27 protein-coding genes are annotated in these 23,825 nt (G+C 65.8%); 8 read left to right on the forward strand and 19 right to left on the reverse strand.

What is annotated here, in order from left to right:
• The first annotated feature begins 51 nt into the window (after positions 1–51).
• The 4 genes from QTH90_RS10175 (at position 52) to QTH90_RS10190 (ending at position 4,858) form a co-directional block, all read left to right on the forward strand.
• Positions 52–1,911, forward strand: a complete 1,860-nt coding sequence (locus tag QTH90_RS10175) for an OmpA family protein (RefSeq protein WP_286664335.1) — start codon at positions 52–54, stop codon at positions 1,909–1,911.
• A gap of 2 nt (positions 1,912–1,913) precedes the next feature.
• Positions 1,914–2,408 (forward strand): Rab family GTPase, encoded by a 495-nt coding sequence (locus QTH90_RS10180; protein WP_286664336.1) that lies wholly within the window; start codon positions 1,914–1,916, stop codon positions 2,406–2,408.
• Positions 2,409–2,430: 22 nt separating this feature from the next.
• The gene (locus QTH90_RS10185; RefSeq protein WP_286664337.1) at positions 2,431–3,645 is read left to right on the forward strand and encodes a PP2C family protein-serine/threonine phosphatase; all 1,215 of its coding nucleotides are present in this window, start codon (positions 2,431–2,433) and stop codon (positions 3,643–3,645) included.
• A 154-nt stretch (positions 3,646–3,799) separates the two neighbouring features.
• A complete protein-coding gene (locus QTH90_RS10190; RefSeq protein WP_286664338.1) occupies positions 3,800–4,858 on the forward strand; it encodes an alpha/beta fold hydrolase in 1,059 nt (352 codons plus the stop codon).
• A 26-nt stretch (positions 4,859–4,884) separates the two neighbouring features.
• Here QTH90_RS10190 and QTH90_RS10195 read toward each other — a convergent pair whose 3' ends face one another.
• On the reverse strand, positions 4,885–6,612 hold the full coding sequence (locus QTH90_RS10195; RefSeq protein WP_286664339.1) for an esterase/lipase family protein: 1,728 nt from the start codon (positions 6,610–6,612) through the stop codon (positions 4,885–4,887).
• A 153-nt stretch (positions 6,613–6,765) separates the two neighbouring features.
• Here QTH90_RS10195 and QTH90_RS10200 point away from each other — a divergent pair, with 153 nt between their 5' ends.
• Both QTH90_RS10200 and QTH90_RS10205 read left to right on the forward strand, forming a co-directional pair.
• On the forward strand, positions 6,766–7,227 hold the full coding sequence (locus QTH90_RS10200) for a MarR family winged helix-turn-helix transcriptional regulator (protein ID WP_286664340.1): 462 nt from the start codon (positions 6,766–6,768) through the stop codon (positions 7,225–7,227).
• Positions 7,224–8,759: an MDR family MFS transporter gene (locus tag QTH90_RS10205; RefSeq protein ID WP_286664341.1), complete on the forward strand. Its 1,536-nt coding sequence runs from the start codon at positions 7,224–7,226 to the stop codon at positions 8,757–8,759. The genes QTH90_RS10200 and QTH90_RS10205 overlap by 4 nt, the downstream gene beginning before the upstream one ends.
• 33 nt (positions 8,760–8,792) lie before the next feature.
• On the opposite strand, the gene QTH90_RS10210 is transcribed toward QTH90_RS10205, so the two are convergent.
• Positions 8,793–9,179: a hypothetical protein gene (locus QTH90_RS10210; RefSeq protein ID WP_286664342.1), complete on the reverse strand. Its 387-nt coding sequence runs from the start codon at positions 9,177–9,179 to the stop codon at positions 8,793–8,795.
• Between the two features lie 367 nt (positions 9,180–9,546).
• Here QTH90_RS10210 and QTH90_RS10215 point away from each other — a divergent pair, with 367 nt between their 5' ends.
• A complete protein-coding gene (locus tag QTH90_RS10215; protein WP_286664343.1) occupies positions 9,547–9,777 on the forward strand; it encodes a hypothetical protein in 231 nt (76 codons plus the stop codon).
• Positions 9,778–9,959: 182 nt separating this feature from the next.
• Here QTH90_RS10215 and QTH90_RS10220 read toward each other — a convergent pair whose 3' ends face one another.
• The 15 genes from QTH90_RS10220 to QTH90_RS10290 form a co-directional block, all read right to left on the reverse strand.
• Positions 9,960–10,433, reverse strand: coding sequence for an acyloxyacyl hydrolase (locus QTH90_RS10220; RefSeq protein ID WP_286664521.1), 474 nt, complete (start codon positions 10,431–10,433; stop codon positions 9,960–9,962).
• Between the two features lie 110 nt (positions 10,434–10,543).
• Entirely contained in the window at positions 10,544–11,221 is a 678-nt protein-coding gene (locus QTH90_RS10225) for a LuxR C-terminal-related transcriptional regulator (protein WP_286664344.1), read from the reverse strand.
• Positions 11,218–11,730, reverse strand: a complete 513-nt coding sequence (locus QTH90_RS10230) for an Ohr family peroxiredoxin (RefSeq protein ID WP_286664345.1) — start codon at positions 11,728–11,730, stop codon at positions 11,218–11,220. The genes QTH90_RS10225 and QTH90_RS10230 overlap by 4 nt, the downstream gene beginning before the upstream one ends.
• A gap of 137 nt (positions 11,731–11,867) precedes the next feature.
• Positions 11,868–12,623: an SDR family oxidoreductase gene (locus QTH90_RS10235; protein WP_286664346.1), complete on the reverse strand. Its 756-nt coding sequence runs from the start codon at positions 12,621–12,623 to the stop codon at positions 11,868–11,870.
• Between the two features lie 23 nt (positions 12,624–12,646).
• On the reverse strand, positions 12,647–13,126 hold the full coding sequence (locus QTH90_RS10240) for a carboxymuconolactone decarboxylase family protein (RefSeq protein ID WP_286664347.1): 480 nt from the start codon (positions 13,124–13,126) through the stop codon (positions 12,647–12,649).
• A 181-nt stretch (positions 13,127–13,307) separates the two neighbouring features.
• Entirely contained in the window at positions 13,308–14,315 is a 1,008-nt protein-coding gene (locus QTH90_RS10245; protein WP_286664348.1) for a bestrophin family protein, read from the reverse strand.
• Positions 14,316–14,377: 62 nt separating this feature from the next.
• The gene (locus QTH90_RS10250; RefSeq protein ID WP_286664349.1) at positions 14,378–15,010 is read right to left on the reverse strand and encodes a peroxiredoxin-like family protein; all 633 of its coding nucleotides are present in this window, start codon (positions 15,008–15,010) and stop codon (positions 14,378–14,380) included.
• A complete protein-coding gene (locus QTH90_RS10255) occupies positions 15,007–15,273 on the reverse strand; it encodes a hypothetical protein (protein ID WP_286664350.1) in 267 nt (88 codons plus the stop codon). The genes QTH90_RS10250 and QTH90_RS10255 overlap by 4 nt, the downstream gene beginning before the upstream one ends.
• A 26-nt stretch (positions 15,274–15,299) precedes the next feature.
• The gene (locus QTH90_RS10260; RefSeq protein ID WP_286664351.1) at positions 15,300–16,136 is read right to left on the reverse strand and encodes an alpha/beta fold hydrolase; all 837 of its coding nucleotides are present in this window, start codon (positions 16,134–16,136) and stop codon (positions 15,300–15,302) included.
• A 47-nt stretch (positions 16,137–16,183) separates the two neighbouring features.
• Entirely contained in the window at positions 16,184–16,411 is a 228-nt protein-coding gene (locus tag QTH90_RS10265; protein ID WP_286664352.1) for a hypothetical protein, read from the reverse strand.
• A gap of 240 nt (positions 16,412–16,651) precedes the next feature.
• A complete protein-coding gene (locus QTH90_RS10270; protein WP_286664353.1) occupies positions 16,652–18,325 on the reverse strand; it encodes an electron transfer flavoprotein-ubiquinone oxidoreductase in 1,674 nt (557 codons plus the stop codon).
• A gap of 212 nt (positions 18,326–18,537) precedes the next feature.
• Positions 18,538–18,951, reverse strand: a complete 414-nt coding sequence (locus tag QTH90_RS10275; RefSeq protein WP_286664354.1) for a cupin domain-containing protein — start codon at positions 18,949–18,951, stop codon at positions 18,538–18,540.
• A gap of 146 nt (positions 18,952–19,097) precedes the next feature.
• Positions 19,098–19,865, reverse strand: a complete 768-nt coding sequence (locus tag QTH90_RS10280) for an alpha/beta hydrolase family protein (RefSeq protein ID WP_286664355.1) — start codon at positions 19,863–19,865, stop codon at positions 19,098–19,100.
• 16 nt (positions 19,866–19,881) lie between these two features.
• Positions 19,882–20,250 (reverse strand): hypothetical protein, encoded by a 369-nt coding sequence (locus QTH90_RS10285; RefSeq protein ID WP_286664356.1) that lies wholly within the window; start codon positions 20,248–20,250, stop codon positions 19,882–19,884.
• Positions 20,247–21,005, reverse strand: coding sequence for a sensor histidine kinase (locus tag QTH90_RS10290; RefSeq protein WP_286664357.1), 759 nt, complete (start codon positions 21,003–21,005; stop codon positions 20,247–20,249). The genes QTH90_RS10285 and QTH90_RS10290 overlap by 4 nt, the downstream gene beginning before the upstream one ends.
• A gap of 392 nt (positions 21,006–21,397) precedes the next feature.
• On the opposite strand from QTH90_RS10290, the gene QTH90_RS10295 reads away from it, so the two are divergent.
• Positions 21,398–22,153 (forward strand): SDR family NAD(P)-dependent oxidoreductase, encoded by a 756-nt coding sequence (locus QTH90_RS10295; RefSeq protein ID WP_286664358.1) that lies wholly within the window; start codon positions 21,398–21,400, stop codon positions 22,151–22,153.
• Positions 22,154–22,196: 43 nt separating this feature from the next.
• Here QTH90_RS10295 and QTH90_RS10300 read toward each other — a convergent pair whose 3' ends face one another.
• Complete coding sequence (locus tag QTH90_RS10300) at positions 22,197–23,075, reverse strand: LysR family transcriptional regulator (RefSeq protein WP_286664359.1); 879 nt, start codon at positions 23,073–23,075, stop codon at positions 22,197–22,199.
• Between the two features lie 51 nt (positions 23,076–23,126).
• Complete coding sequence (wrbA, locus tag QTH90_RS10305; RefSeq protein ID WP_286664360.1) at positions 23,127–23,741, reverse strand: NAD(P)H:quinone oxidoreductase; 615 nt, start codon at positions 23,739–23,741, stop codon at positions 23,127–23,129.
• Between the last annotated feature and the right edge of the window lie 84 nt (positions 23,742–23,825).

Below are 23,825 nucleotides of genomic sequence, written 5' to 3' on the forward strand. Positions count from 1 at the left end.
TGCCGGCTCGCCAGATCAGCTCGCGAGAACGCGCGCCGGAGCGGAGGCGCGGTGAACGCGCGCCTGTCGCTGACCGCGACGAGTGCGCCCGGCAGCGCTTCCGATGAGGACCCGAACCAGCGGCTCGCCAGCCTGCTCCTGGAACTGGCGCGCTGCGTCGATCCGGAGGTGGCCGCGAAGGTCCCGAGCCGTCTGCAGGAAGATCCCCGGCTGGAGGCCATGCGCGGCGTGCTGTTCGCACGCGAGCAGGTGGCGCTGGCGAGGCTGCAGCACAAGGTCGACGACCCGCGCGAGTTCGCCGGCGCGGTGGGCGCGGTGCTGCCCGCCGCCTTCACGCTGGCGGCGCAGGACGCGCAGCTCGGCCACGCGATCGCGCCCACGGTCGAGCGCGCGGCCCAGGCCTCCATCCAGAAGAACCCGGGCACGATGGTCGACATCCTGTACCCGGTCATGGGCCCGGCAATCCGCAAGGCGATTGCCGAGAGCGTCGAAGGCTCACTGCAATCGGTCAACCAGGCGCTCAAGCACAGCCTCTCGTGGCGCGGCCTCAAGTGGCGCATCGAGGCCTGGCGCAGCGGAACCACCTTCGGCGAAGTGGTGCTCCAGCACACGGCCGTCTTTAGGGTCGAACACCTCTTCCTGATCCACCGCAAGACAGGCCTCCTGCTCACGCACGTCGCGCGCGACGATGCGACCACGCGCGACCCGCAGCTGGTGTCCGCCATGCTCTCCGCGATCCAGGATTTCGTGCGCGATTCCTTCGATGAATCGGGCACCGGCGGCACCAGCGGCCGCAGCATCGACAGCCTGCGCCTCGGCGACCTGCTGCTGTGGTGCGAGGAAGGGCCGCAGGCCTTTCTGGCCGCCGTGATCCACGGCAATCCCCCTGCGATGGTGCGCACGCGCCTGGGTGAGACGCTGGGCGCCGTGCACGAGCAATGGCGCACGGCGCTCGACGAGTTCAATGGCGACACCGCGCCCTTCGAGGAGACCGCGGAACGGCTGCGGCCCTGCCTGTTGTCGCAGGACGCCGAGTCGCGCAGGAAGGTCTCGCCGCTGCTCTGGGCCATCCCGCTGGCGCTGCTGGTGGCGCTGGGCTACTGGATCACGCAACGTGTCATCGAGCGCCAGCGCGTCAACGCGTATATCGCGGCGCTGCAGGACCAGCCCGGCATCGTCGTGACGGGCGCGGAGCGCCGCGACGGGAAGTGGCTGGTGTCCGGACTGCGCGACCCGCTCGCCACACCGCCCGAAGCCCTGCTCGCGCAAACCCGCCTCGACCCGTCGCGCGTGGCCGGCCGGTGGGAGCCCTACCAGGCGCTGCATCCGGCCATCATCCTGAAGCGGCTGCAGGCGACCCTCAATCCGCCGCCGACCGTCACCCTGACGCAGGAGGCGGGCGGCGTCCGCGCCACGGGCACTGCCACCCCCTACTGGATGGACAAGGCACGGGCCTTCCTGCTGACCTTGCCGGCCGGCGCACCCAAGGTGGACCTGAGCGCATTGCAGGACGTGCAGGATCCGGAATACGTCCGCCTGCACGACGCCATCCAGGCCCGCCTCATCCACTTCGAGAACAACGTCGCGCGGCCCGCGGCCAACCAGGAAGCCATGCTCGACGCCGTCGCCGCGGAAGTTCGCGAGCTGATCCAGGTGTCGCGCACCTTCGGTTTCCCGGTGAAGGTCACGATCGTCGGGCACGCCGATGCCACCGGCAAGGAAAACTCCAATCTCGCCCTCAGCCTGGGGCGCGCGGAAGTCGTTCGCTCCATGCTGCGGGCGCGCGGCGTCGACCCGACCTTCCTCGCCGTGCGCGGCGCCGGCCCGCTGGAGCCGCTGAAGCCCGGTGCCAGCGAGGACGAGCTGTCGATGAACCGGCGCGTTTCCTTCGTCGTGAGTTCCGGCGAATAGCCATGATGCAAAAGAAGATCTGCCTGCTCGGCGCATTCGGCGTGGGAAAGACCAGCCTGGTGCGCCGTTACGTCCACACCATCTTCTCGGATGCCTACCTGACGACGGTGGGCGTGAAGATCGACAAGAAGGTGCTGAACGTCGGTTCGGAAGAAGTGGCGCTGATCCTGTGGGACATCGCCGGCGAGGACGAGGTCGCGGCCGTGCGCGTGAGCTACCTGCGTGGTGCGGCCGGCTACCTGCTCGTGGTCGATGGCACGCGGCCCGAGACGCTGGACACGGCGGTCTCGATCCAGTCGCGCGTCAACGCGGAGATCGGCGCCGTTCCCTTCTTCGTCCTGCTCAACAAGGCGGACCTGCAGGAGGACTGGGCTATCCCACCCGAACGCATCGCGGCCCTGGAGGCATCGGGCTGGGTCTTTCGCCGCACCAGCGCCAAGACCGGCGATGGCGTCGAGACGACCTTCGCGGAACTGGCGGCCCGACTGGCGCGATAGCGCGGCATCGTCAGCGATCAACATGCTCGACCTGCCGCCGCGGATTTCCGACTCGCTGCTGATGCTGCTCCACGCGCAGCGCGTTCTTGCGCACCTGGTCATCGACGATGCGCAGAACCTGGTGCAGGCCGGCGGCCACCTCGAACACTACGGCCTGGACGGCCTGCACTCCGGCGGCCTCGCCAGCGACCAGATCCCTTTCCTGGAAGGCCTGCTGCCGCTGGTGGAAACGCCCTTTCTCATCCGATCCATGGAGATGCCCAGCGGCCGCGTGGCCGACGTCCATTTCTTCGCGGATGACGGCACGGTCTGGGTGCTGCTGCTCGACGTGACGGCGGAATACGAAGAGGCCCGGCTGGTGCAGCAGAAAGCCTACGACATGACCTTGCTGAGCCAGCGCGAGGCCCGGCTCATCGCGCAGCTCGAATCGGCCAACCAGGAACTGACGCGTGCCCATGGCGAACTCGCCGCATCGCGCGAGACCCTGCAGCTCACGCACGACCGCCTGCAGCAGGAGTTGCGCGACGCCGAGCGCTACGTGCGCGCGATGCTCCCCGCGCCGGTGTCGGAGCCCTTGGCCGTCGACTGGCGCTTTGTGCCGTCGACCGAGCTGGGCGGCGATTCCTTCGGCTACCACTGGATCGACGACGAGCATTTCGCGCTCTACCTGATCGACGTCTGCGGCCATGGCGTGGGCTCCGCCCTGCTCTCGGTGGCGGTGGCCGACACGCTGCGCTCGGAGGCTTTGGCGCGCACCGACTTCCGCAACCCCGCGGAGGTGCTCGCCGCACTCAATCTGGCCTATCAGATGGAGCGCCACGGCGAGTTGTTCTGCACCGTCTGGTATGGCGTCTACCACCGCGCCACCGGCCGGCTGCGTTACGCCTCGGCCGGGCATCCGCCCGCCATCCTTGTGAGCGGCCCCTGCGACGCCACCGGCGATGGCCGGCCCTTGCCGGCATCGGGCCCCTGCGTCGGCATCTCGCCGGGCGCCCGATACCAGGACGAGCAGTGCATGCTGCCTTCGCCCGCCCGGCTCTACGTCTTCAGCGACGGCGCCTACGAGATCACCCGCCCGGATGGCTCGATGCTCGACTACGCGGCCTTCACCGAGCGGCTCGCACGACCGGTGCGCGAAGGGCAGTCCGAGCTGGACGGCCTGCTGGACTATGCGCGCGACGTGCACGGTCCCGGCGCGCTGGAGGACGACTTCACCATCATCCGCATGGCGCTCTGAGCGGGCTCCTCGCGCAACCGTCGCCCCGGACGGAAATCTATTGTCAGGAAAGCACCCGGAGATACACAGGGATACGTTGCGCCGTTCTTTCGTCGTGCCGGCCATGAAGATTCACCACGCCAGTCCCGGCACCATCCCTCTTGAGGAGCCTTCGATGTCCGTCCCGTTCAACCTGCCCCGCCGGTCGTTTCTCGGATCCGCTGCGATCGGCGTGGCTGCCACCCAACTCGCCACGAGCATGCCTGTCTTCGCGCAGTCTGCAAGTCCGGCGCAACCGGCCGGAAGCGCCAAGGCACAACGCGCCTCGCCCCAGAAACGCCTCGAGCCGCTCAAGAGCATCGACGCCGGCGTGCTGAACGTGGGGTACTTCGAAGCCGGCCCCGCGACCGGCGCCCCGGTGATCCTTCTCCATGGCTGGCCGTACGACATTCACACCTATGTCGACGTCGCTCCCATGCTGGCCGCGGCCGGCTACCGTGTGATCGTTCCGCACCTGCGCGGATACGGCACGACACGGTTTCTCTCGGCCGACACGGACCGCAACGGCCAGCAGGCGGCGATCGCTGCCGACATGATCGCCTTGATGGATGCGCTGAAGATCGAGAAGGCCACGGTGGCCGGATGCGACTGGGGTGCGCGCACGGCCTGCATCATGGCCGCGCTGTGGCCATCGCGCGTGAACGCGCTGGTGTCGGTCAGCGGCTACCTGATCGGCAGCCAGGAGGCCGGCAAGACGCCATTGCCGCCGCAGGCAGAGCTGCAATGGTGGTACCAGTACTACTTCGCCACGGAGCGCGGCCGCGCAGGCTACGACCAGAACCGGCACGATTTTGCGAAGCTGATCTGGCAGATCGCCTCACCCCAATGGGCTTTCGATGCCGCTACCTTCGAACGCAGCGCCCTGGCCCTGGACAATCCGGATCATGTGAGCATCGTGATTCACAACTACCGCTGGCGGCTCGGCCTGGCAGAGGGCGAAGCGAAGTACCTGGATCTCGAAGCGCGGCTGGCACGAGGCCCGGTGATCACGGTACCGACCATCACCCTCGAGGGAGATGCCAACGGTGCACCCCACCCTGAAGCCAGCGCCTACGCCAGGAAGTTCTCGGGACCCTACGAGCATCGACTGATCCGGGGAGGCATCGGGCACAACTTGCCCCAGGAAGCACCTGAGGCCTTCGCGGCAGCGGTCGTGGATGTCGCGCGCCTTTGATTCGCGCCATCGCCTGACGCCGCTCCTCATTGCCACGCGCGGGCTTCCATCCTCAGCTTGGCCGTCACGGCGCCGTTGCGAGCCACCACGGTCGGTATGGCCGCCGGCAAAGGCACCTCCACGACGATGGGCTGACGGATGTCGACCGGCGTGAACCGCTTGTCCACCACGCCGCCGTGCTCCGCCCAGCTGTAACGCACCATCCAGTCCACGGTCGGGGCATGGTTCGGATCCAGTTGCTGAAGGTCGTTCGGGTCGAACAGCGTCACGATGAGTGAATCGCGGAACAGCGAGACGCCTTCGAAGTGCCCATCGGGCCAGAACGCCTTGGCCACTTCGTAGTCCGGCGCCCGGATGCCGATGGTGACGCTGTACGAGATGCCGGGGTTGTCCGCCTTCACCTTGGCGGCCTTCATCATGAAGACAGTCGACAGGTGGACCGGGTCGACCGCGGGCGCCTTGGCCTTCAGCCCCTGGTAGGTTCTGCACGCGGGCGAGTCCTCCTCCGCCTTTCGCCTGCTCAGGGACCACGTCTTGCCGTGCGTCGAGACGACCAGTTCGATCTGGTAGACGGCGTCGACCTTGCGCCCCTTGTCCTCCTCGGCCTGCACGCCGTCGGGCAGGGTGACGCCCTCGATGTCCAGCCAGAGGTCCACCCTGAAGTTCCCGAACAGGAAGCGAACCAGGTTCTGGTAGGCCTCTTCGCTGTTGACGATGCCGAAATTGCCGGAATGCGAGCGGTAGGCATAAGCGCAGGCCACCGGCGCCTCGATCGTCTTCCCGCCTTCTTCTCTTTGATGCCAGAGCGTTGCGTTGTCGATGCGCACCAGCCCGTCGCTTCCCCGGCCGACGAAGGTACGTGACATGCCCTTTGCCACCTCGTAGTCCATCCGGTTGGTCCCGATCATGGAGAACCAATGCGACGGAGGCGGAATCACGTCGGCGGGGAGGTAGTTCACGTTGCCTCCGACGGGCACCTGGTCGAGATAGGCCCTCATGGTGTCGCGATTGAAGGTGCCGACGTCCTTCAGGAAACCGGGCCATGCCGGGACGTTGAAGCCTGCGATGTCGATGCCGTTGTGCGGCGTGCCGTACGTGAAGACCTTCGCCACGCAGCCCCGCACCTTCGGATACCTTTTCTTGACGTCGTCGATCTCGAGCTCCGGAACGTCGTTCCTGTCGTTCTGCATGAGCGTTCGCACCACCAATCCGCCCATCGAGTGCGCCACGAGATAGCAGCGGAATTCCGCGTCCAGTTGATCGTCCGTCGGGCTCTGCCCATTGGCCTTGGCCGCGGCGCGCGCAGTGGGCCGCACCAGTTCCCGCACCATGGCGATCAGGCTCGACAGTTCCTTGGCGTAGTCCTCGATCGAGGAGGTCTGCCCCGTCCCGCGCAACCTCGAGGCCGCATCGTAGAAGCGATGGATGATGATCGACGCGATCGGAATGCCCTCTTCCAGCCGCTTCTTCCCGGCCTCGCCGCTCGCGTAGGCCGGATCGACGATCTCCATGCCATCCTTGTAGAGGACGTGGTAGCCGAATTCGGACGAAAGACGCACGAGCGGCGACTCGAAGAAGTAGGACTTCGGTCTTTCCTTGTCGGCGGTGGCACGGTATACGGTGGAGCCGACGTTGAAGCCGCAATAGGGGTCCGCCGCCGTCTGGTCGCGCTCGTCCGCCGTGAATGCGAAGCCCCTGACATAGATGACGGGGAACTTGAGAGGCTCAGGCGCCGTTGACTTCGCTTCGGGCATGTCGATCTCCCAGTGGATTCGGGCCAAGGCCCCAACGGTATACCGAGACTTGCCTGGGCCGACTCCCCAAACCGTGGGTTGTTCCACGGGCAGAGAGGGTTGCACATCGCCCTGCTGACGAAATTACTAAGCATACTTACAATAATGCTGCTTATGAAAAGAGACTTCAGCCAGCGCTTCGGATTCCTGGTCAACGACGTCGCCAAGCTCTACGGCGAACATTTCGACCGGCTCGCGCGCGAGCGCATCGGACTCACCCGCGCACAGTGCCGGCTTCTGGGCGCCCTGGCGATGCATGGCGACGAGGCGCCGATGTCGCAGGTCGAGCTGGCACAGCGGCTCGACCTGAGTGCCATGGCGGTGGGCGGGCTGTGCGACCGGCTCGAGGCGGCCGGCTGGATCCGTCGAGAGGACAGCCCGACCGATCGCCGCGTGCGGCAGGTCCACCTGGCACCGAGTGCGGAGCAGGCGCTCGACGCCGCGCTGGGCCTCAGCGACGGCCTGCAGGCGCGGGCGCTGGCGCAGCTCTCGGCAGCTGAACGCGCGCAGCTGGTCGCATTGCTCGGCAAGGCCCGCGCAGGCCTGATGTCCCTTGCAACCGGAGACGTGCGATGAGCAGCACGACTGCGCCGTACCAAGGCATCGCCCATCGCGGGCTCATCACCGTCTCGATCATGCTCGCGACCATCATGCAGGCGCTGGACACCACCATCGCCAACGTCGCGCTGCCGCACATGCAGGGCAGCCTGCAGGCCTCCCAGGATCAGATCACCTGGGTGCTCACGTCCTACATCGTCGCCTCGGCGATCGCGCTGCCGCTGACCGGCTGGCTCTGTGGCCACTGGGGGCGGCGCAAAGTCTTCATGGTCTCGGTGATCGGCTTCACCGTGGCATCGGCGCTGTGCGGCCTGGCCACCTCGCTGGTCGGCATCGTCGCCGCCCGGCTGCTGCAGGGCATCTTCGGTGCCGCCCTGGTGCCGCTGTCGCAGGCCGTGCTGCTGGACATCAACCCGCGCGAGAAGGTCGGCCAGGCCATGGCGATCTGGGGCGCCGGCATCATGGTCGGCCCCATCCTCGGCCCGCTGCTCGGAGGCTGGCTGACCGAGAACTTCGACTGGCGTTGGGTCTTCTTCATCAACCTGCCCGTCGGCATCTTCGCGCTCTGGGGCATCATGAGATTCCTGCCCGAGAGCAGGCCGCAGGGTGAGCGTCTCGACATCTTCGGCTTCGTCTCGCTGAGCATCGCCATCGGCATGCTGCAGCTGTTCCTCGACCGCGGCGAGCAGCTCGACTGGTTCGACTCGTGGGAGATCAAGCTCGAGGCGGCGGCGGCGCTGATCGCCTTCGCCTTCTTCGTGGTCCACACCTGGACCGTGCAGGGCGTTTCGTTCTTCAACCGCGACCTGCTCAAGGACCGCAACTTCGTCACCGGCCTCCTGTTCGCCTTCATCGTCGGCATGATCCTCTACGGCACGATGGCGCTGCTGCCCAGCTTCCTGCAAGGGCTCATGGGCTATCCGGTGATCTACACCGGCGCCGTGACGGCGCCGCGCGGCATCGGCACCATGATCGCGATGATCGTCGTCGGCCGGCTGGTGCAGCGGGTCGACGTGCGCGCGATCATGGCGGTCGGCTTCGGGCTGACCGCCTTCTCGCTCTGGCAGATGACGCGCCTGACGCTCGAGATGGACAGCTCGCTGATCATCGTCTCGGGATTCATCCAGGGCCTGGGCATCGGCTTCACCTTCGTGCCGCTGTCGACCGCGACCTTCGCCACACTGGCAGCGCGACTGCGCAACCAGGGCACGCCGATCTTCAGCCTGCTGCGCAATATCGGCAGCAGCGTCGGCATCTCCATCGTCCAGGCGCTGCTGACCGAGAGTTCGGGCACGGCCCACGCGACGCTGGCCGCCACGGTGGGGCCGGGCAACCACGGGCTCAGCGCCCTGCCGCAGGTGATGAACCCGGCCGGTCCGGTCGGCCTGGCGCTACTCAACGGCGAGGTCACGCGCCAGGGCGTGCTGATCGGCTACCTCGACGATTTCGGGATCATGATGGTGATCACGCTGGTCGCGATCCCGCTGCTGCTGCTGATCCGCAGTCCCCGGCGTGCGGCGGCGGGCGCTGCGGTCGAGGTGCCGCACTAGCGATCGGCAGCGCGCTCCGACCCACCGGAAGCGTCAGTTCCGGAATGCGTTGGCCGCCTGCACCATGCTCGCGGCCTGCTCGTTCATTGCCTGTGCCGCTGCGTCCGAGCGGTTCAGGCGCAAATACATCGCAGTCTCGTCGCGGTCATAGAAACGGCCGTTCAAGGTGAACCCCGACTGCACCGACGGCTTCACCGACATGACCTTGCCCGCGGCCGATCTCGCGTCGACCAATTCGTTCGGCAATCCGTCGATCAGGTGAATCGGAGCCAGCCGTCCGTCGGCGAAGCGCGAGGGATAGACGTTGCCCGTTTCCGTGTTCCGAAAGGCTGGTCGGAACCCGAAGCATCTGTTGTCGGCACTGACGCCACCGCTTCCCCGGTATGCGATGGTCTCTTGCTCAAGGATCAACTGATTCATGTGCTCACCTCATGGGTCAGGTCGGACGGTGCGCCTCGGCTTCTCGAAACGATCTGCTCCGGAAGCGACGCAGTGAGGCCAATGCTAGGAAGACAAGGCCACGGCCGGAAGGTCTGTCCACCTCACCTTCGTGTTTCCCGGAAGGCGCCAACGTCGCGCACCGTCAAGGATTGGTGTGTGGTCCTCAACACCGTGATCCCTGCGACACGCCTACCGCATCGCCGCGAAGACTTCTACGCTTTGCCCACGCAATGGCGTGGTGCGCCTCCTGGAGGACTCGCTCTACCAGGCCATTGCGGAGAACCACTGACGCGGCCATCTCATCGGACAGAAGACAGCCGCACGAACCCAATAGCGAGTACGAATCATGACGAAGTTTCTTGCGACTGCCCTGCTTTCCATCCTCGTCGCCGGGATGGTGCTGTACGCGATGCAACCGGTAGACGCGGCCGTGCCGCCTCAGGCATCGCTCGACACCCTGAGCCCGGATCGCATTGGCGCGATCGACCTGTCAATGCCGCCACCGCGAGAGCCCTTGGACACCACGCCGATCACGCCCGTCGAGACGGTCGGCGCTTCCGCCTACGAGCCGTTCTAACGACCGTGATCGACCACATCAAAGAGCCAAAGCAGCCTGCTCAGATAGTTGGGCCTCGTGCGCACGGTGGGTCTTTTGGAAGGAGCACGATGGGGTCGCGACGTCGTCAGAGATCGCTTTGAGACAGGGAGCGATGTGGGCACGGGGTTCTGCGACATGGACCTGCCTGATGCTCCGACGACCTAGAACCGCCGCGCATAGCGCAGCTCGATGAAATTCTCGCCAGGGTTCGGATGCCGGATGCCCGCGTTGGAGAAGTGCTGGAGGCGAAGTGTCAGCTCCTGGTCGCCGGACGGACCGAACTGCCATCCCGCGCCGATGTGATCACCAAAGTTGAACGTCGTACTGAACTGCCGGGAGCCGTTCTGGTAGATCGGAAAGATCCAGTTGGCCCCGATGCCTGCTTCGAGAAAAACGTGACGCCAACCCGCCGGTCGCAGACGGATCACGGGCGTGATGCCAACCTGAGTCACTTCGCGATGGCCTGCCCACGCCCCGGCTCTCGACGCGCGCCAACGCCCCAGGGAAAGATCCAGATACCCTTCCCAGAGTCCCCAATCGTTCTCATGGCGCCAGGGCAGATCCCATGTGACGCCGATCGTTGCCGATGCGACGTTGTCGCCAGCGCCGGCTTGTGCGTACGCCGCGTCGGGCATGCGCAGCAAGGGTCCGCTGGCTTTCGCGGGTCCAGCAAGTGCGACCCCGCCGAGGAGAATCCCTTGAATGACCAGAGCTCGCCACGAGGGGCGAATCCGGAAGACGGCCCTCATGCCAGTTCGCCGCGCTGGCTGCGAACGCGGGCATCAGCGGTCGTCGCCCTGGACACGGACGGTCGTTCCTCCGACAGCAGGCCCCGCCGCCGCGCTTCCCTCAGGGCGCCAGTGCGCGTCGACTCTCCAAGCTTCCCCAGGATGGCCTTCACGTGCGTCTTGACCGTGCCCTCGCCGATTCCGAGCCGACGCCCGATGTCCTTGTTGCTCAAGCCACGGGCGATGAGTTGCAGCACTTCCAGCTCGCGCGGCGTCGGCACGGCGAAGGTGAGACTGTCCAGCAATTGTTCCGCCACCGGATCGGACAGGTACCTTCGGCCTGCGGCGACGCAGCGCACCGCCTCCGACAACTCTTCGGCCGAGCAGTCCTGCAGCACGTAGCCGCGGATGCCGGCATCGACCGCACGGCGGATCTGCAGGCCTGTGTTCTGGTCCGTGACGATGAGAGAGGAACTTGCGGCGACACGCCGGCGACTCCGCGCGGTCTCGGTTGCCCGATGGAGGCCCGTCGCGTAGTCGGTCACCAGCACGTCGGCTGCGAGACCGTCGAGGTCTCCGACTTGCACGGTGAAGTCCATGCGAGAGCGAAGCAGCGCGGATATGCCCGCCGCGACATAGGTGTCCTGATGCGAAATCGCCACGCTGATCCTCGAGGCTTCTGCTGGTGCGGTCATTGCGACTCCACTTTCCACGCCGCCAGCGCGACGATGCTGCTGAATCCTTCCCTTGCCATCTTCGCGTAGGGACAGAATCGCTCGGTGCTGCGCACCAGTTCCTCGGCGAGGCTCTTCTCGACATTCGGCAGGGCGATGCGGACATCGGCCGTGAGTGTGAAGAGTCCATCGACCGGATCCCGCCCGAGCGCCACGGACACCTGGACGCTGGAGCCACGAATCTCGATGCCGCTCCTGGCCGCCAGCAGGTTGAGCGCACCGTGAAAGCACGCTGCGAACGCCGCTGCAAACAGCTGCTCGGGGTTCGTCCCACCGCCCTCGCCGCCCAGCTCGGGCGGAAGCCGCAACTGCACGTCGAGATTGCCGTCATCGGAGCGCACGGTGCCCGAGGCACGCGCGTGCTCTGCCTCCCCGCCGCTGGCAGTGACCCTCGTCGAATAGAGTGGTAGAAACGCCGGCCCCCGATACTTGTTCAGCAGGGTCACCGGTGGAGGTTGCAGCTTGGCCATGATGGGTGAAATCGATCTGGAGTTCTCGAGCCGGCAACCTCTGCCGCGACGGCCGCTGCGACGGACCACGCGCGACGCAGGGGACGCCTGGCCGCGGAAGACCGCTTTCATGACCGACCGCGGCAGAGGTGCTTGCATTACCTAGGCGTCTTGGGCAGTGCGAACCATGCGTCGAAGTTGAGCGCGCCAATGCGGGGGTTGGGGCCCGGCACCAGCGTTTCGTCCTTGAGTTCGGCCCCGAAGTAGCGCGCGTGGACATCCGGCACCACGGTGCGCGGGTCATTCGAGGCCTTGAGGAAGCGTTGCACCAGATCGGACAGCCGCACACGCTCCGGCCCCGCGATCTCGACCACGGCATTGAGCGGCGAGCCCACGGTGTAGTCGGCCACCGCCGCAGCGACATCGTCCGAAGCAATCGGCTGCACGAAGGCAGGAGACAGGTGCACGGCGTCGCCCTCTGCGCCTGATTGCGCAATGGAACCCAGGAACTCGAAGAACTGGGTCGAGTGAACGATGGTGTACGGAATCTTCGATTCGCGGATGAGCCTCTCCTGCTCGATCTTGGCGCGGAAGTAGCCGCTCTCGGTGAGCCGCTGCGTGCCCACCACCGACAGCGCCACGTGATGCTTCACGCCGGCCTTGGCCTCCGCGGCCAGCAGGTTGCGTCCCGAGGTCTGGAAGAACTCGAAGACGGCCTTGTCCTCGAACGATGGTGAGTTGGCCACGTCCAGGACCACCTGGGTACCGGCGAGCGCTGCATCCAGGCCCTCGCCCGTGATGGTGTTGATTCCCGAAGCGGGCGATGCTGCGATGACCTCATGCCCACCTGCACGCAGCTTGTTGACGACCTTGGAGCCGATGAGGCCGGATCCACCGATGACGACGATTTTCATGACGAGTTCCCTTCGCGAGTGATTCAGGAAAGCTTTGCCTTGTCCAGCCCGAAGACCTTGTCGGACGAACCGGGCACGCTCTTGAAGGCGACGTTCAGACGACTCCATGCATTGGTCGACATCACCAGGAACGTGAGGTCGGAGATCTCCTTTTCCGACAACTGCGTACGCACGCGGTCGAAGATGTCGTCGGGCACGCCCAGATCGGGCAGCTTGGTCAACACCTCGGTCCATGCCAGGGCGGCGCGCTCGCGCGGAATGAACAGCGTCGAATCGCGCCATGCAGCCAGGTGGTAGAGACGCAGCTCGCGCTCGCCGTGGATCTTGGCTTGCTTGACGTGCATGTCCAGGCAGAAGGCGCAGCCATTGAGCTGGGACGTGCGAATGGACACGAGGTCGCGAATCGATTCTTCGATCGAGCTTTCCTTGATGGCGTTGAGGAACTCGACGAACTTCTTGAACAGCTCGGGAGACTGCTCGAGGTAATTGACGCGTTGGGTCATGACTGATTTCCTTGAAGAGGCGGCACATGCCGTGGCTCAGAACGGCTGAGATACCCGTTTGCGAAGATCGCTGAGAAGCGTTTGAATCGTAGGTTTGAGCCATCGCGCGCGGAAGCCATGCACGGGGGCGCACGGTGTTGAGCGCTGCGCACCAATGGGCCGGCCCTGTGCGCGGCCGCGCTCAAAGAATGATGTCGTTCAAGGGTTCCGGCAGCGTGGGCAGATCGGGATCGCCGATGATTTCCTTCAGCTCCCGCTCGATGGTCTTCGCGATCTGCGTGATGGGCACGTCGTTGGCGCCGCCTTCGAACGGGTTCTCCGTGCTCTCGCCGACCTGCTCCAGCGCGGTGTACATCCAGGAGATGGTCGCGCTGAACGGAATGACGAGCCACACCATGCTGCCCTGCATGAAGCCCGCGATGCCTTCGTTCAGCCGGTCGAACTCCTTGAGCAGCCCGAACGGCAGCAGGACGCAGAAGGCCCAGACGAAGATCGTGTTGATGATGGCGTACTGCCTTGGGTACGGGAAGTTCTTGATGCGTTCCACGCGTCCCTGCTGCTCGATGAACTCCTTCAGGATCTTGTTCAGCTCGATGTAGGAAGTGAGCGATATGGCATCCTCGTCCAGCAGCCGCCTCAGCGCACGCCCCTGAAGCCAGAGCACTTGCGTGGCCCTGTTGCCGACGTTCAGGATCTGACGGTGCTCCTCCTCGGACAGATGCTTGCACAGCTCCTCGTCGATGGATGTCTCCCGCTCGGGAATGCGATAGGCACGGCGGTACTCGACGTTCGAAGCCTTCTCCATCGACTCCCACACCTTCGGCTGCCGGAGCTCGTAGCGCAGGCAAGTCAGCCATGCCGCATGGCGCTCGACGAGATCGCGCGCGTCGGTGGCGGTCGCCACGAAGCCTCGAATGCTGATGCCCCAGTACCTGCTGCTACTGAGGATGGCGGTCCAGACCTGCTGCGCGTCGACGGTTCGGTTGTAGGTCTGGACGTTCTTGAAGCCGACGATGAACGATGTCGCGGTTCCAAGGAGACCGACCACGGTCAGGGGAATCGTGAGCCACCGCAGACCGAGCACCTGGTAGAGGATCACGGGGACGAAGCCGACCACCACGAGCAGGTAGATCTGCCGCCGCGTCCACACGAGGAACTCGGAAACTTTGTAGGTCTTGCCCAGATGCATGATGAAACTCGAATGGATTGGAAACGCCCGCGCTGGCCATGGACATGGGGCCCGTACTTTGGCTAGGCCCCGAGTGCGAGGTTCTCGATGGCAGCGATGACATCGCGCGGGTCGGCACGCCGGCGAGCGTCTTCTTCGATCAAGGCGAAGCGGATGCTTCCCGTGCGGTCGATCACGTACGTGGCGGGAACGGGCAGCACCCAGAGGCCGTTGCCATTGAGAACCGGGATGTCGGTGCCGACCGAACCGTAGAAGTCCACCAGGTCCGGATGCAGGGTGAAGGCAATCCCGAAGCCGTTGGCCGCTTCCAGCGCGGAGTCGCTGAGGACCGTGAACGCGAGCGCATTCTTCTCGGCCGTGCTCAACGAGTTGTCGGGCGTCTGCGGCGAGATCGCCACCAGCGTGGCCCCCAGCCGTGCCAGTTCGCTCGCCTGTTCGCGCCACGCGCGCAACTGGAGGTTGCAGTAGGTGCACCATCCCCCGCGGTAGAAGACGATCACCAGCGGACCCTTGCGCCAGAGGTCCGCAAGCCGCACGGGCCGGTCGAACGCGTCCGGCAGGATCAGGTCGGGCGCAAGTCCACCGACGCGCTGGGCCCGCTTCGCGATCCCCGTCGCATCGAAGACGTCGTCGGCTTCGATGGACGACAGGCCCGAAGCGAAGGGATAGCCCGCTTCTGGATCGACGCGTGTCATGGCGTCCCCCTGTCGGCCAAGGCTTCGGCGACGTCGGGCATCGATGCGTTCGCCGCGGGATGCGGCTGCGCGAACGCATCACAGAGTGCGCGGACTGCGCTTCCAGGCGCCTCGTGCAGCGCCTCGGAGGCTGCGACCACGGAGCTGGCCGCGATCGTCATGCACACCGCGGCGGTGCCTGCGATGCCCTGGAGCGTGGCCAGGAGCCCTGGCCTTCGGTGTCCACGAATCGCTTCGCGAGACGTCGGTTCGGATCTGTTCATGATCGGGTCTCCTGGCGCCGGGACACTCAAGGCTGCGCCGCGTCCGCCTGCGCGGTTGCGGCGGCCTCGGCCGCTTCGACGATGAGGCGGCTCACCGCGTTGGGCTTGGAGACCATCACGACATGGGATGCACCCTTCACCACCACCGTCTTCTTCGACCCGGCGCGTTCGGCCATGAATGCCAGCGCGGCCGGTGGAATGTTCTTGTCACGATCGCCATAGACAAACCACGACGGCACGGTCTTCCAGGCGGCCGCGGGGGCCGCTTCGCCCAGCGCGCTTTCGGTGATGGGCCGTTGCGACATGGCCATCAGGTACGCGGCTGCTGGCGGCACGTCGGCAGCGAACTGGCTGCCGAACTTCTCCTGAAGGATGGAGAGATCCTTGCCTCCGTCGGGCAACGACACGGGTGGTGCAAGCGTCGGGCCGAGCGTGCTGCCCGGGAACTTGCCCGACAGATCGACCGCGGACTCCCCTGCCTCCGGGGCAAATGCCGCGACGAAGACCAGCGCCTTGACTTTGGCCTTTCCATCTGCCGCGGCAGATATGACCGAGCCACCGTACGAATGGCCGACCAGCACGACCGGCCCTTTGACCGAATCGACCACCGCCGCAACGTAGGCCGCATCGGACTTCACTCCGCGAAGCGGATTGGCAACGGCAATGACGGGAAAGCTCCGGGCGCGCAGGTTTCGCGCCACGTCGTTCCAGCTCGCCGATTCGGCGAAGGCGCCGTGAACCAGCACGATCGTCGGCCTCGCCTTTGGCATCGACGGCTCCGCTGCGCCCACCGGCGCGGCGAGGTGCAAGGTCATGATGCCGACGGCGGCGACCGCGCGGGCGAAATACGAGAACTTCTTCATTTGGATTCCTTTGATGGATGGGGATGGATTGACGACGACTTCGCGACTCAGCACACCGCCGCCGTTCGGCTCGCCTGCTTCGCGCACGCGGCCTCGGGCAGGCCGGGCTGTCGATCTGCTTTGGCGGCACAGAGCGCCTGTGGGACGGGGGCCGCATCGACGGCCACCGTGGCGAACTTCAGTTCCACGTGAGCCACGCCTCGCGCGATGACTCCCGCTGCGGCGATGGCGAGCAGGCAGATCGCCACGTATCCCCAGCGCCAGACCCGATCCATTGCGTCTCGCGATGCCGGATCGACGCTGCACGCGTGTGGCGGTTCGAATGAAGGGGCCGGGGATGGCACGCGCTGCGTCATGGTGAGACCTCGAAGGCCACGGAGGCCTTGACCTCAGGACGACTGAGGGACCGGTTCGCGACTATCGCGATACGGTCTCAATGCTAGGAATCACCCGCGGGCAGCGGTAGCCCTGTGGCATGTACCGCCATGTTGACCATGCGGCATCAATGCGGTTGGCTACATGGCGTCATAGCTCGGGCCCTCGCCGCCTTGCGGGGCCACCCACACGATGTTCTGCGTCGGATCCTTGATGTCACAGGTCTTGCAATGAATGCAGTTCTGCGCGTTGATCTGGAGCCGGTCCTCGCCCTTGTCGTTCTTCAGGAACTCGTACACGCCCGCCGGGCAGTAGCGGCTCTCCGGACCCGCGTACGAGCGCAGGTTGACTGCCACCGGCACTGCGGCATCGCGCAAGGTCAGGTGTACCGGCTGGTCCTCGGTGTGGTGGGTGTTGCTCAGGTACACGGAACTCAGCCGGTCGAACGACAGCTTGCCGTCCGGCTTGGGATACAGGATCGGTTCGCACTCGTCGGCGAGGCGCAGGCTCGAATGGTCCGGCTGCTTGCCATGCAGCGTCCACGGCGGCGTCCGGATGCCGAGTCTTGGCATGAGCCACTGCTCGACCCCCGTCATCAGCGTGCCGACGACGGTGCCTTTCTTGAACCAGAGCTTGAAGTTGCGGGACTCGCGCAGCTCCGCATGCAGCCAGCTGCGCGTGAACGCTTGCGGATAGGCCGTGAGCTCGTCACCCGAACGCCCGTCGCGCAGCGCCGCACACGCGGCCTCCGCGGCAAGCATGCCGGTCTTGATCGCCGCGTGACTGCCCTTGATGCGTGCCGCATTCAGATAGCCGGCATCGCAACCCACCAGTGCGCCCCCCGGAAACACCGTCTTCGGCAGGCTTTGCGGAAAACCGTTGTTGATGGCACGCGCGCCGTAGCCGATGCGCCGGCCGCTTTCGATGTGCGCGCGGATCGCGGGATGCGTCTTCCAACGCTGGAACTCATCGAACGGGCTGAGCCACGGATTCCGGTAGTCGAGCCCGATGACGAAGCCCAGCGCAACCCTGTTGCCTTCGAGATGGTAGAGAAACCCGCCGCCGAAGGTGTCGCTGTCCATTGGCCACCCCGCCGTGTGGACGACGAGACCCGGCCTGGCCTGCGACGGGGCAACCTCCCAGGTTTCCTTGAGCCCGATCGCATAACTGGGCGGGTCGCGGCCCTCGGCCAGGTCGAAGCGGTCGATCAACTGGCGGCCGAGCTGCCCGCGCGCGCCCTCGGCGAAGATGGTGTACTTGCCGCGAAGTTCGACACCCGGCTGGAATGCGGCCGTGCGCTCGCCGTCACGCCCGATCCCCATGTCGCCGGTGGCCACGCCCGTGACGCGGCCCTCCCTGTCATAGAGCACCTCTGTCGCCGCGAAGCCGGCGAAAACCTCGACGCCCTGGCTCTCGGCATGCTGGCCGAGCCACTTCACGACGTTGCCGAGGCTGATGACGTAGTTGCCGTGGTTGCGAAAGCACCTGGGCACCAGGAAGCCCGGCGTTCGCATCGAGCGCTTCGCGCCGAGAAACAGGAATTCGTCGGCCGTCACGGGTTGGTTGAGGGGCGCGCCGAGCGTCTTCCAGTCGGGCAGCAACTCATCGATCGCCCTCGGGTCCATCACCGCGCCCGAGAGAATGTGCGCACCGGGCTCACTCCCCTTGTCGAGCACGACGACCGATACCTCGGGGTCGAGTTGCTTGGCCCTGATCGCGGCGGCCATGCCGGCCGGCCCACCGCCCACGATCACGATGTCGAAGTCGATCGTTTCTCTCGCGTCGACGGCGGTTGAAGTGGCTGGGGCAGTCATGCGGCTTCTCTTTTTGAATGGGCTTCGGTCCAAGGGTGCCCTCCACCCGCCGCGTCGCCGTGTTGCTGATCGGATTTGCGCGGGAGCTCCGCGCCGACGTGAGTTCGTCCCGTGCACGAACGGATGGAAAGTGCACGCCTCATTACAGCCGCCTCGACGATCTGACATCCGTCATCTTCGTAGCGACGGGTGGAGAGCGAAAATCGGTCACTTCACTGGCAGGACGGCATCGACGCGGTGTTCTTCACCAGGAAGACAAGGAATTTCGCGGGCCAGACCTTGCTGGCATTGCGCCCTACCGTGTGGATGTCGTGCGGTCCTTCGTAGAAGGTGTCTCCGGCTTGCAGAGTGACGACCTTGCCGCCTTTCAAACCCATCTCGATCGAGCCCTCGAGCACGTAGATGAAGCCGTGCGCGTCATGGCGATGGACAGGTTCGACGTCGCCCGGCGCATAGTCCACGGTCATCACCAGGACCTCCTTGCCGGAGATGTTCGCGAGCTCCCTGGCGAGCAGCGGCGTCACGACGGCGTCGTGCGCTGCGCCGTGCGCGGAGGCTTCTTGCGCCATCAGCGCGCCTGCGGCGACCAGTAGCGTCGTGCCGATGTGTCTTGCAGTGGTGAACATGAAGACGAATCGTAGAGATCGAGCATCCTTCGCGGTAGGCACGAAGGAAGGCTCACGATGTTGCCCGGGACGCACCAATGCAATGGACGCGCAGGGCCTGTGCGCCGATGCGAAGGACCGCACGGCGATGGCGCCGGCTGCCCGGCCTAAGACTCGGGCAGGTAGTACGACGCCCAGGCCGCGATCAGGTTCGCCACATGCTCCGCATCGTTGCGGCCGGACAGCAAGTGGTCGGCCTTGTCCAGCGAGACAAAGCTCTTGGGATGCCGTGCCGCGAGAAAGATGTGCGTGGCGTTCTCGATGTCGACCGTCTGGTCGCGCGGTGCATGCAGCACCAGGAGCGGCCGGCGCAAGGCCGCGATTCGAAGGCCCTGATCGTGGCCCCGCAAGTCATCGACGAATGCCTTGCTCACGGATACGGGGCGTCCGGCCACCTGTACCAGCGATTGCGCCTGGGTTTCCAGCCGCGCCAGGCCCTCGGGGTCGAGCAGATGCAGCACATGCGCAACGTCGAACGGCGCCGCGATCGTGGCCACCGCGCGTGCGCTGGCAATGTCGCCCGCGGCTGCGAGGACGGCAGCGCCGCCGAGACTGTGTCCGACCAGAATATCCGGAGGCATCCCTGCCGCCTGCATCGCGGCGGAAGCGGACACGAGGTCCTGCACGTTCGTGCTGAAGCTCGAATCAGCGAAGCTGCCTTCGCTCTCCCCCAGCCCGGTGAAGTCGAAACGCAGCACGCCGATGCCCACGCCGGCGAGCGTCCGTGCGATGCGCACGGCGGCCAGATTCTTCTTGCCGCACGTGAAGCAGTGCGCAAACAGAGCCCAGCCATGATGAACGCCTTCGGGCATCTCGAGACTGCCGGACAGGCGCCTGCCCTCGTGGTTGAGGAATTCAAAGGGACGCGTGGACATCCTGTGTCCCGTTCAGTCAGTCCTGCAATGCCGTGGAATCGCGCCAATACAAGGCGGACAACAGCACGCCATCACCCTCGATCTCGAACTCGTCGGGCAGCGGCCCGTCGATGCGTTCCAGCTGAACCGCGCCGGCCAGTTGCTCACGCAGTTCGCTTGCCCAGGTGGCGCCGTGGGCCATCCAGATGGGGCTCGTCTCGTCACCATCTGGCGAAGGTTCCAGCATCACGATGACGCGCAGCTCGGGGACATCGGTAGCCCCATCGGGCCGGATGGCCCACAGGCGCCGGATCGCGGGGTTTCCGTCGTACCAAGTCTTCAGCGTGGTCGACGCCCAGGCGTGCGGATGGTGTGCGTCAATCGAACTGTCGAGAGTGATTTTCATGAGCTTGCAATCGTTGAAGTGTCGGCATGGGTGGGGGGCGAAGGCGGCTCAGGCCGCATGCTCTGGTGCAGGGGCAGCCAAACGCTGAACTCCGCGCCGCGGTTGAGCCCCGCAGAAGTGGCCTTCACGAAGCCGCCGTGCGCGACCGTCAGCCCGTGAACCAGGGCCAGCCCGACGCCGAGGCCGCCGTGCAGTCCCTCGGCGGCAACGCCGGCCTGGCTGAACAGTCCGAAGACTTCGGGCAGGAATTCGGGTGCGATGCCGCAGCCCGTGTCCGTTACCGAGATCCTGGCGAAGCCGTCTTCCGAGGTGACGCGCACGACAACCTGCCCGCCAGCGGGTGTGAACTTGACGGCGTTGTCCAACAGGTTTCCGACGATCTGCTCGAGCCTGACCGGGTCCGCGAAGCACATCAGTGGAGAGGCCGATCGCAGTTCCGTGCCGATGCGTCCCGGCGGCCAGCTCGCACTCAAGGACCCCACGACATCCAGCACGAGCTTGCCGAGGTCCAGGTTCGAGCGATGAAGCGTCAGCCTGCCGATCCGCACGCGGGAGACGTCGAGGAGGTCGTTGATGATGCGCGCCTGGCTCTCGATGGCGCGCTGTATCGCTTCGGCGATGCGCGGGATGTGCGTCGGCGCGGTCGATGCCGGCAGGCGCGCGAGCAGGTTGGCGTTCATCTGGATGACGTGGAGAGGTTGCCTGAGTTCGTGCGAGACGATGGCCAGGACCTTGTCTCTGGTTGCGCAGCGCATGCTCACCGGGCGGCCAAGCGGACCGGCACGCGGTCTGCGCCGCCCGACGGAGTTGGAATCCGGCCGACAAGTGGGCACGCGGCATGCGTGTGAATGAGCTTCATGGGTGTTCCTTGCCTTTGATGCAGCGGTCCCGCGTTCGACCGGGATGCTTGCGACGCGTCGATCGTAGGCAAGCCCTCGGGCCGGCGGAAGGCATGCGCAGCAGCGCACCGTGTTGCCAGCCGCGCACCAATCACCGGATGCCGTTTCGAATCGGATTTCCGTCACAGAACGCCCTGCTCATTCGTCTTGTTCCATGAGGCCCGCAGGTGCCTCCCCAAGCCGTCAAGCGGTCCGTTTCTGCGCGTGCTGGCGGGCTGGGCATTTCATCTCTTACACAGGATCCTCATATGAAGCAGCAGTTCGCGGACAAGGTCGTCCTCATCACAGGCGGCGGCGCCGGCATCGGCCGTGCCGCGGCGCTCCAGTTCGCCGGCCTGGGAGCACGAGTGGTCGTGACCGGGCGTCGTGCGGGGCATCTGGAAGCGTTGGCCAAGGAGCACCCCGGCATCGACTACCTGATCGCGGATGTGGCGAATCCCGATGACGCGCAGCGGACGGTCAGCACCGTGATCGAGAAGTTCGGCGCGTTGGATGTGCTGGTGAACAACGCCGGCGCGGGTGCCATTCTTCCCCTGGCGCAAGCCAATGCGGCGCAAGTCGCACACATCTTCGCCGTCAACGTGATCGGCCCCTCATTGCTGGCGACGGCGGCGCTTCCCCATCTCAAGGCGTCGCGCGGCACCATCGTGAATCTGTCGAGCACCTTTGGCCACAAGGCCGCCGCTTCCCTCTCTCACTATGCGGCCAGCAAGGCTGCCGTCGAGCATATGACCCGCTGCTGGGCACTCGAACTCGCGGCCGACGGCATCCGGGTCAATGCCGTCGCGGCGGGGCCGACCGAGACCGACTTCCTGGTGGAACGGATGCAGTTGACCTCTGAGCAGGCGGAGGAAGTGAAGGCGAGCGAGCGGCGCCAGATCCCTCTCGGGCGCCGCGGCGTTCCCGATGAAGTGGCCGCATGGATCGTGTCGCTGGCGTCGCCCTCGGCGGCCTGGATCACGGGCCAGGTCATCACGGTGGATGGCGGCCTGGACGCCACCTGAGGCACGTCTGCGCCAATGCGAGGGCGCGCTGGAGCGCGCTTGCCTAGTACCCAGCCAGTCGCACGGCGAGGAAGTCGATGAAGACCCGCACACGCGCGGGCACGTGACGACCGAAAGCATGCAGTGCGTGCACCGGTATCAGCGGCAGCGGAGCGTCGGGCAGGACAGGCACGAGTCGCCCGGCATCGATGTCCTCTTGCAGGGCGAATCGCATCATCTGCACGATGCCGAGACCATTGAGCGCGGCAATCCGGATCGCCGCGCCGCTGTCGGCGTCGAGCACGCCTTCGGGGGCGAAGACACTGCCGTCGGCGAAGCGCACCGGCACGGTCTTGCCGTCGAGCACGTAGCGCACATGGTCGTGGTCTTCGAGGGATTGCCTGTCCTGCGGGGCGCCGCGGGCGGCCAGGTAGGCAGGCGATGCCGCCAGAACCATCGGCAGCCTCGCGAGCAGGCGCGCGTTGAGATCGGAGTCCATTACTTCGCCTGCACGCACAGCGATGTCGAAGCCTTCGCGGATGAGGTCCACATGCCGGTCGGTCAGGCTGATCGAGAGCTTGAGCCCGGCGTGCGCCGGCAAGAGTTCCCTCGTGATCGGATCCATCATGACCCGCCCGAGGTCCCCCGGTGCCGTCACGCGCAGCAGACCCTGGGCCGTCGCTGTCGGATGCAACGCGTCACCGGCTTCATCCAGCGCGCGAAGCAAAGGTGCGACACGCTCGAAATAGGCCTCTCCCTCCCGCGTCAGCGTGAGACTGCGCGTCGATCGCTGGAACAGGCGCACGCCGAAGCGGGCCTCGAGCCGTGCCACGTTCTTCGAGATCGCCGACGGCGAGGTGTTCAGCGCACGGGCTGCGCCACTGAAGGATCGTGACTCGACCGCCCGCACGAAGGCGATCAGCCCCTGGGTCTGCTTGAGCATGGATACAGCCGCGCCAGGCCCAGTCGTTCGGATGGCCGCACAGTGGCCGGCCTAGAGGGTCGTCGCCGGCCCGAGGCGCTGGGCGAGGCGTGCCACGTGCTCGCCCTGGAAGCGCGCAATCGCGAGTTCGTTGGCAGTCGGCACGCGCTTGCCGTCCGATCCTGCAAGCGTGCCCGCACCGTAGGGCGAACCACCGGTGATCTCGGCCATGTTCGACAGCCCGCTGCAGGAATAGGGCACGCCGGCAATGATCATCCCGTGATGCAGCAGCGTCGTGTGGAAGGAAGTGATCGTCGTCTCGTGGCCGCCGTGCTGTGTCGCGCTGGAGGTGAACACACTCCCGATCCGGTTGATCAACGCACCCTTGGCCCACAGGCCGCCGGTCTGGTCCAGGTAGGTCCGCATCTGTCCGGCCATGTTGCCAAAGCGCGTGGGCGTTCCGAAGAGGATCGCGTCATAGCCGGGCAGCTCGTCCACCGAAGCGACCGGCGCGGACTGTTCGATCTTTGCGCCCAACTTGCGCAGATCTTCTTCGCCCATCGTCTCCGGCACGCGCTTGAGCGTTGCTTCGACACCCGGAATCGACGAAGCACCTTCCATGACGGCATGGGCCATTTGCTCGAGATGCCCGTACATGCTGTAGTAGAGAACCAGAACCTTGCTCATGAATTTTTCCCGAAGAGTTGCATGAATGTGGAGGCCCATGAGACACGATGCAGCGCCTTGCGAGAAGGTCTTCATCGCGGCTCA

This window comes from Variovorax flavidus, from assembly GCF_030317145.1.
Taxonomy (GTDB): Bacteria; Pseudomonadota; Gammaproteobacteria; order Burkholderiales; family Burkholderiaceae_C; genus Variovorax; species Variovorax flavidus.

Coding starts and splice junctions, on each gene's coding strand:
- QTH90_RS10180 (WP_286664336.1), top strand. CDS start 1,914: ATGATGCAAAAGAAGATCTGCCTGCTCGGCGCATTCGGCGTGGGAAAG.
- QTH90_RS10185 (WP_286664337.1), top strand. CDS start 2,431: ATGCTCGACCTGCCGCCGCGGATTTCCGACTCGCTGCTGATGCTGCTC.
- QTH90_RS10190 (WP_286664338.1), top strand. CDS start 3,800: ATGTCCGTCCCGTTCAACCTGCCCCGCCGGTCGTTTCTCGGATCCGCT.
- QTH90_RS10195 (WP_286664339.1), bottom strand. CDS start 6,612: ATGCCCGAAGCGAAGTCAACGGCGCCTGAGCCTCTCAAGTTCCCCGTC.
- QTH90_RS10200 (WP_286664340.1), top strand. CDS start 6,766: ATGAAAAGAGACTTCAGCCAGCGCTTCGGATTCCTGGTCAACGACGTC.
- QTH90_RS10205 (WP_286664341.1), top strand. CDS start 7,224: ATGAGCAGCACGACTGCGCCGTACCAAGGCATCGCCCATCGCGGGCTC.
- QTH90_RS10210 (WP_286664342.1), bottom strand. CDS start 9,179: ATGAATCAGTTGATCCTTGAGCAAGAGACCATCGCATACCGGGGAAGC.
- QTH90_RS10215 (WP_286664343.1), top strand. CDS start 9,547: ATGACGAAGTTTCTTGCGACTGCCCTGCTTTCCATCCTCGTCGCCGGG.
- QTH90_RS10220 (WP_286664521.1), bottom strand. CDS start 10,433: ATGCCCGACGCGGCGTACGCACAAGCCGGCGCTGGCGACAACGTCGCA.
- QTH90_RS10225 (WP_286664344.1), bottom strand. CDS start 11,221: ATGACCGCACCAGCAGAAGCCTCGAGGATCAGCGTGGCGATTTCGCAT.
- QTH90_RS10230 (WP_286664345.1), bottom strand. CDS start 11,730: ATGGCCAAGCTGCAACCTCCACCGGTGACCCTGCTGAACAAGTATCGG.
- QTH90_RS10235 (WP_286664346.1), bottom strand. CDS start 12,623: ATGAAAATCGTCGTCATCGGTGGATCCGGCCTCATCGGCTCCAAGGTC.
- QTH90_RS10240 (WP_286664347.1), bottom strand. CDS start 13,126: ATGACCCAACGCGTCAATTACCTCGAGCAGTCTCCCGAGCTGTTCAAG.
- QTH90_RS10245 (WP_286664348.1), bottom strand. CDS start 14,315: ATGCATCTGGGCAAGACCTACAAAGTTTCCGAGTTCCTCGTGTGGACG.
- QTH90_RS10250 (WP_286664349.1), bottom strand. CDS start 15,010: ATGACACGCGTCGATCCAGAAGCGGGCTATCCCTTCGCTTCGGGCCTG.
- QTH90_RS10255 (WP_286664350.1), bottom strand. CDS start 15,273: ATGAACAGATCCGAACCGACGTCTCGCGAAGCGATTCGTGGACACCGA.
- QTH90_RS10260 (WP_286664351.1), bottom strand. CDS start 16,136: ATGAAGAAGTTCTCGTATTTCGCCCGCGCGGTCGCCGCCGTCGGCATC.
- QTH90_RS10265 (WP_286664352.1), bottom strand. CDS start 16,411: ATGGATCGGGTCTGGCGCTGGGGATACGTGGCGATCTGCCTGCTCGCC.
- QTH90_RS10270 (WP_286664353.1), bottom strand. CDS start 18,325: ATGACTGCCCCAGCCACTTCAACCGCCGTCGACGCGAGAGAAACGATC.
- QTH90_RS10275 (WP_286664354.1), bottom strand. CDS start 18,951: ATGTTCACCACTGCAAGACACATCGGCACGACGCTACTGGTCGCCGCA.
- QTH90_RS10280 (WP_286664355.1), bottom strand. CDS start 19,865: ATGTCCACGCGTCCCTTTGAATTCCTCAACCACGAGGGCAGGCGCCTG.
- QTH90_RS10285 (WP_286664356.1), bottom strand. CDS start 20,250: ATGAAAATCACTCTCGACAGTTCGATTGACGCACACCATCCGCACGCC.
- QTH90_RS10290 (WP_286664357.1), bottom strand. CDS start 21,005: ATGCGCTGCGCAACCAGAGACAAGGTCCTGGCCATCGTCTCGCACGAA.
- QTH90_RS10295 (WP_286664358.1), top strand. CDS start 21,398: ATGAAGCAGCAGTTCGCGGACAAGGTCGTCCTCATCACAGGCGGCGGC.
- QTH90_RS10300 (WP_286664359.1), bottom strand. CDS start 23,075: ATGCTCAAGCAGACCCAGGGGCTGATCGCCTTCGTGCGGGCGGTCGAG.
- wrbA (WP_286664360.1), bottom strand. CDS start 23,741: ATGAGCAAGGTTCTGGTTCTCTACTACAGCATGTACGGGCATCTCGAG.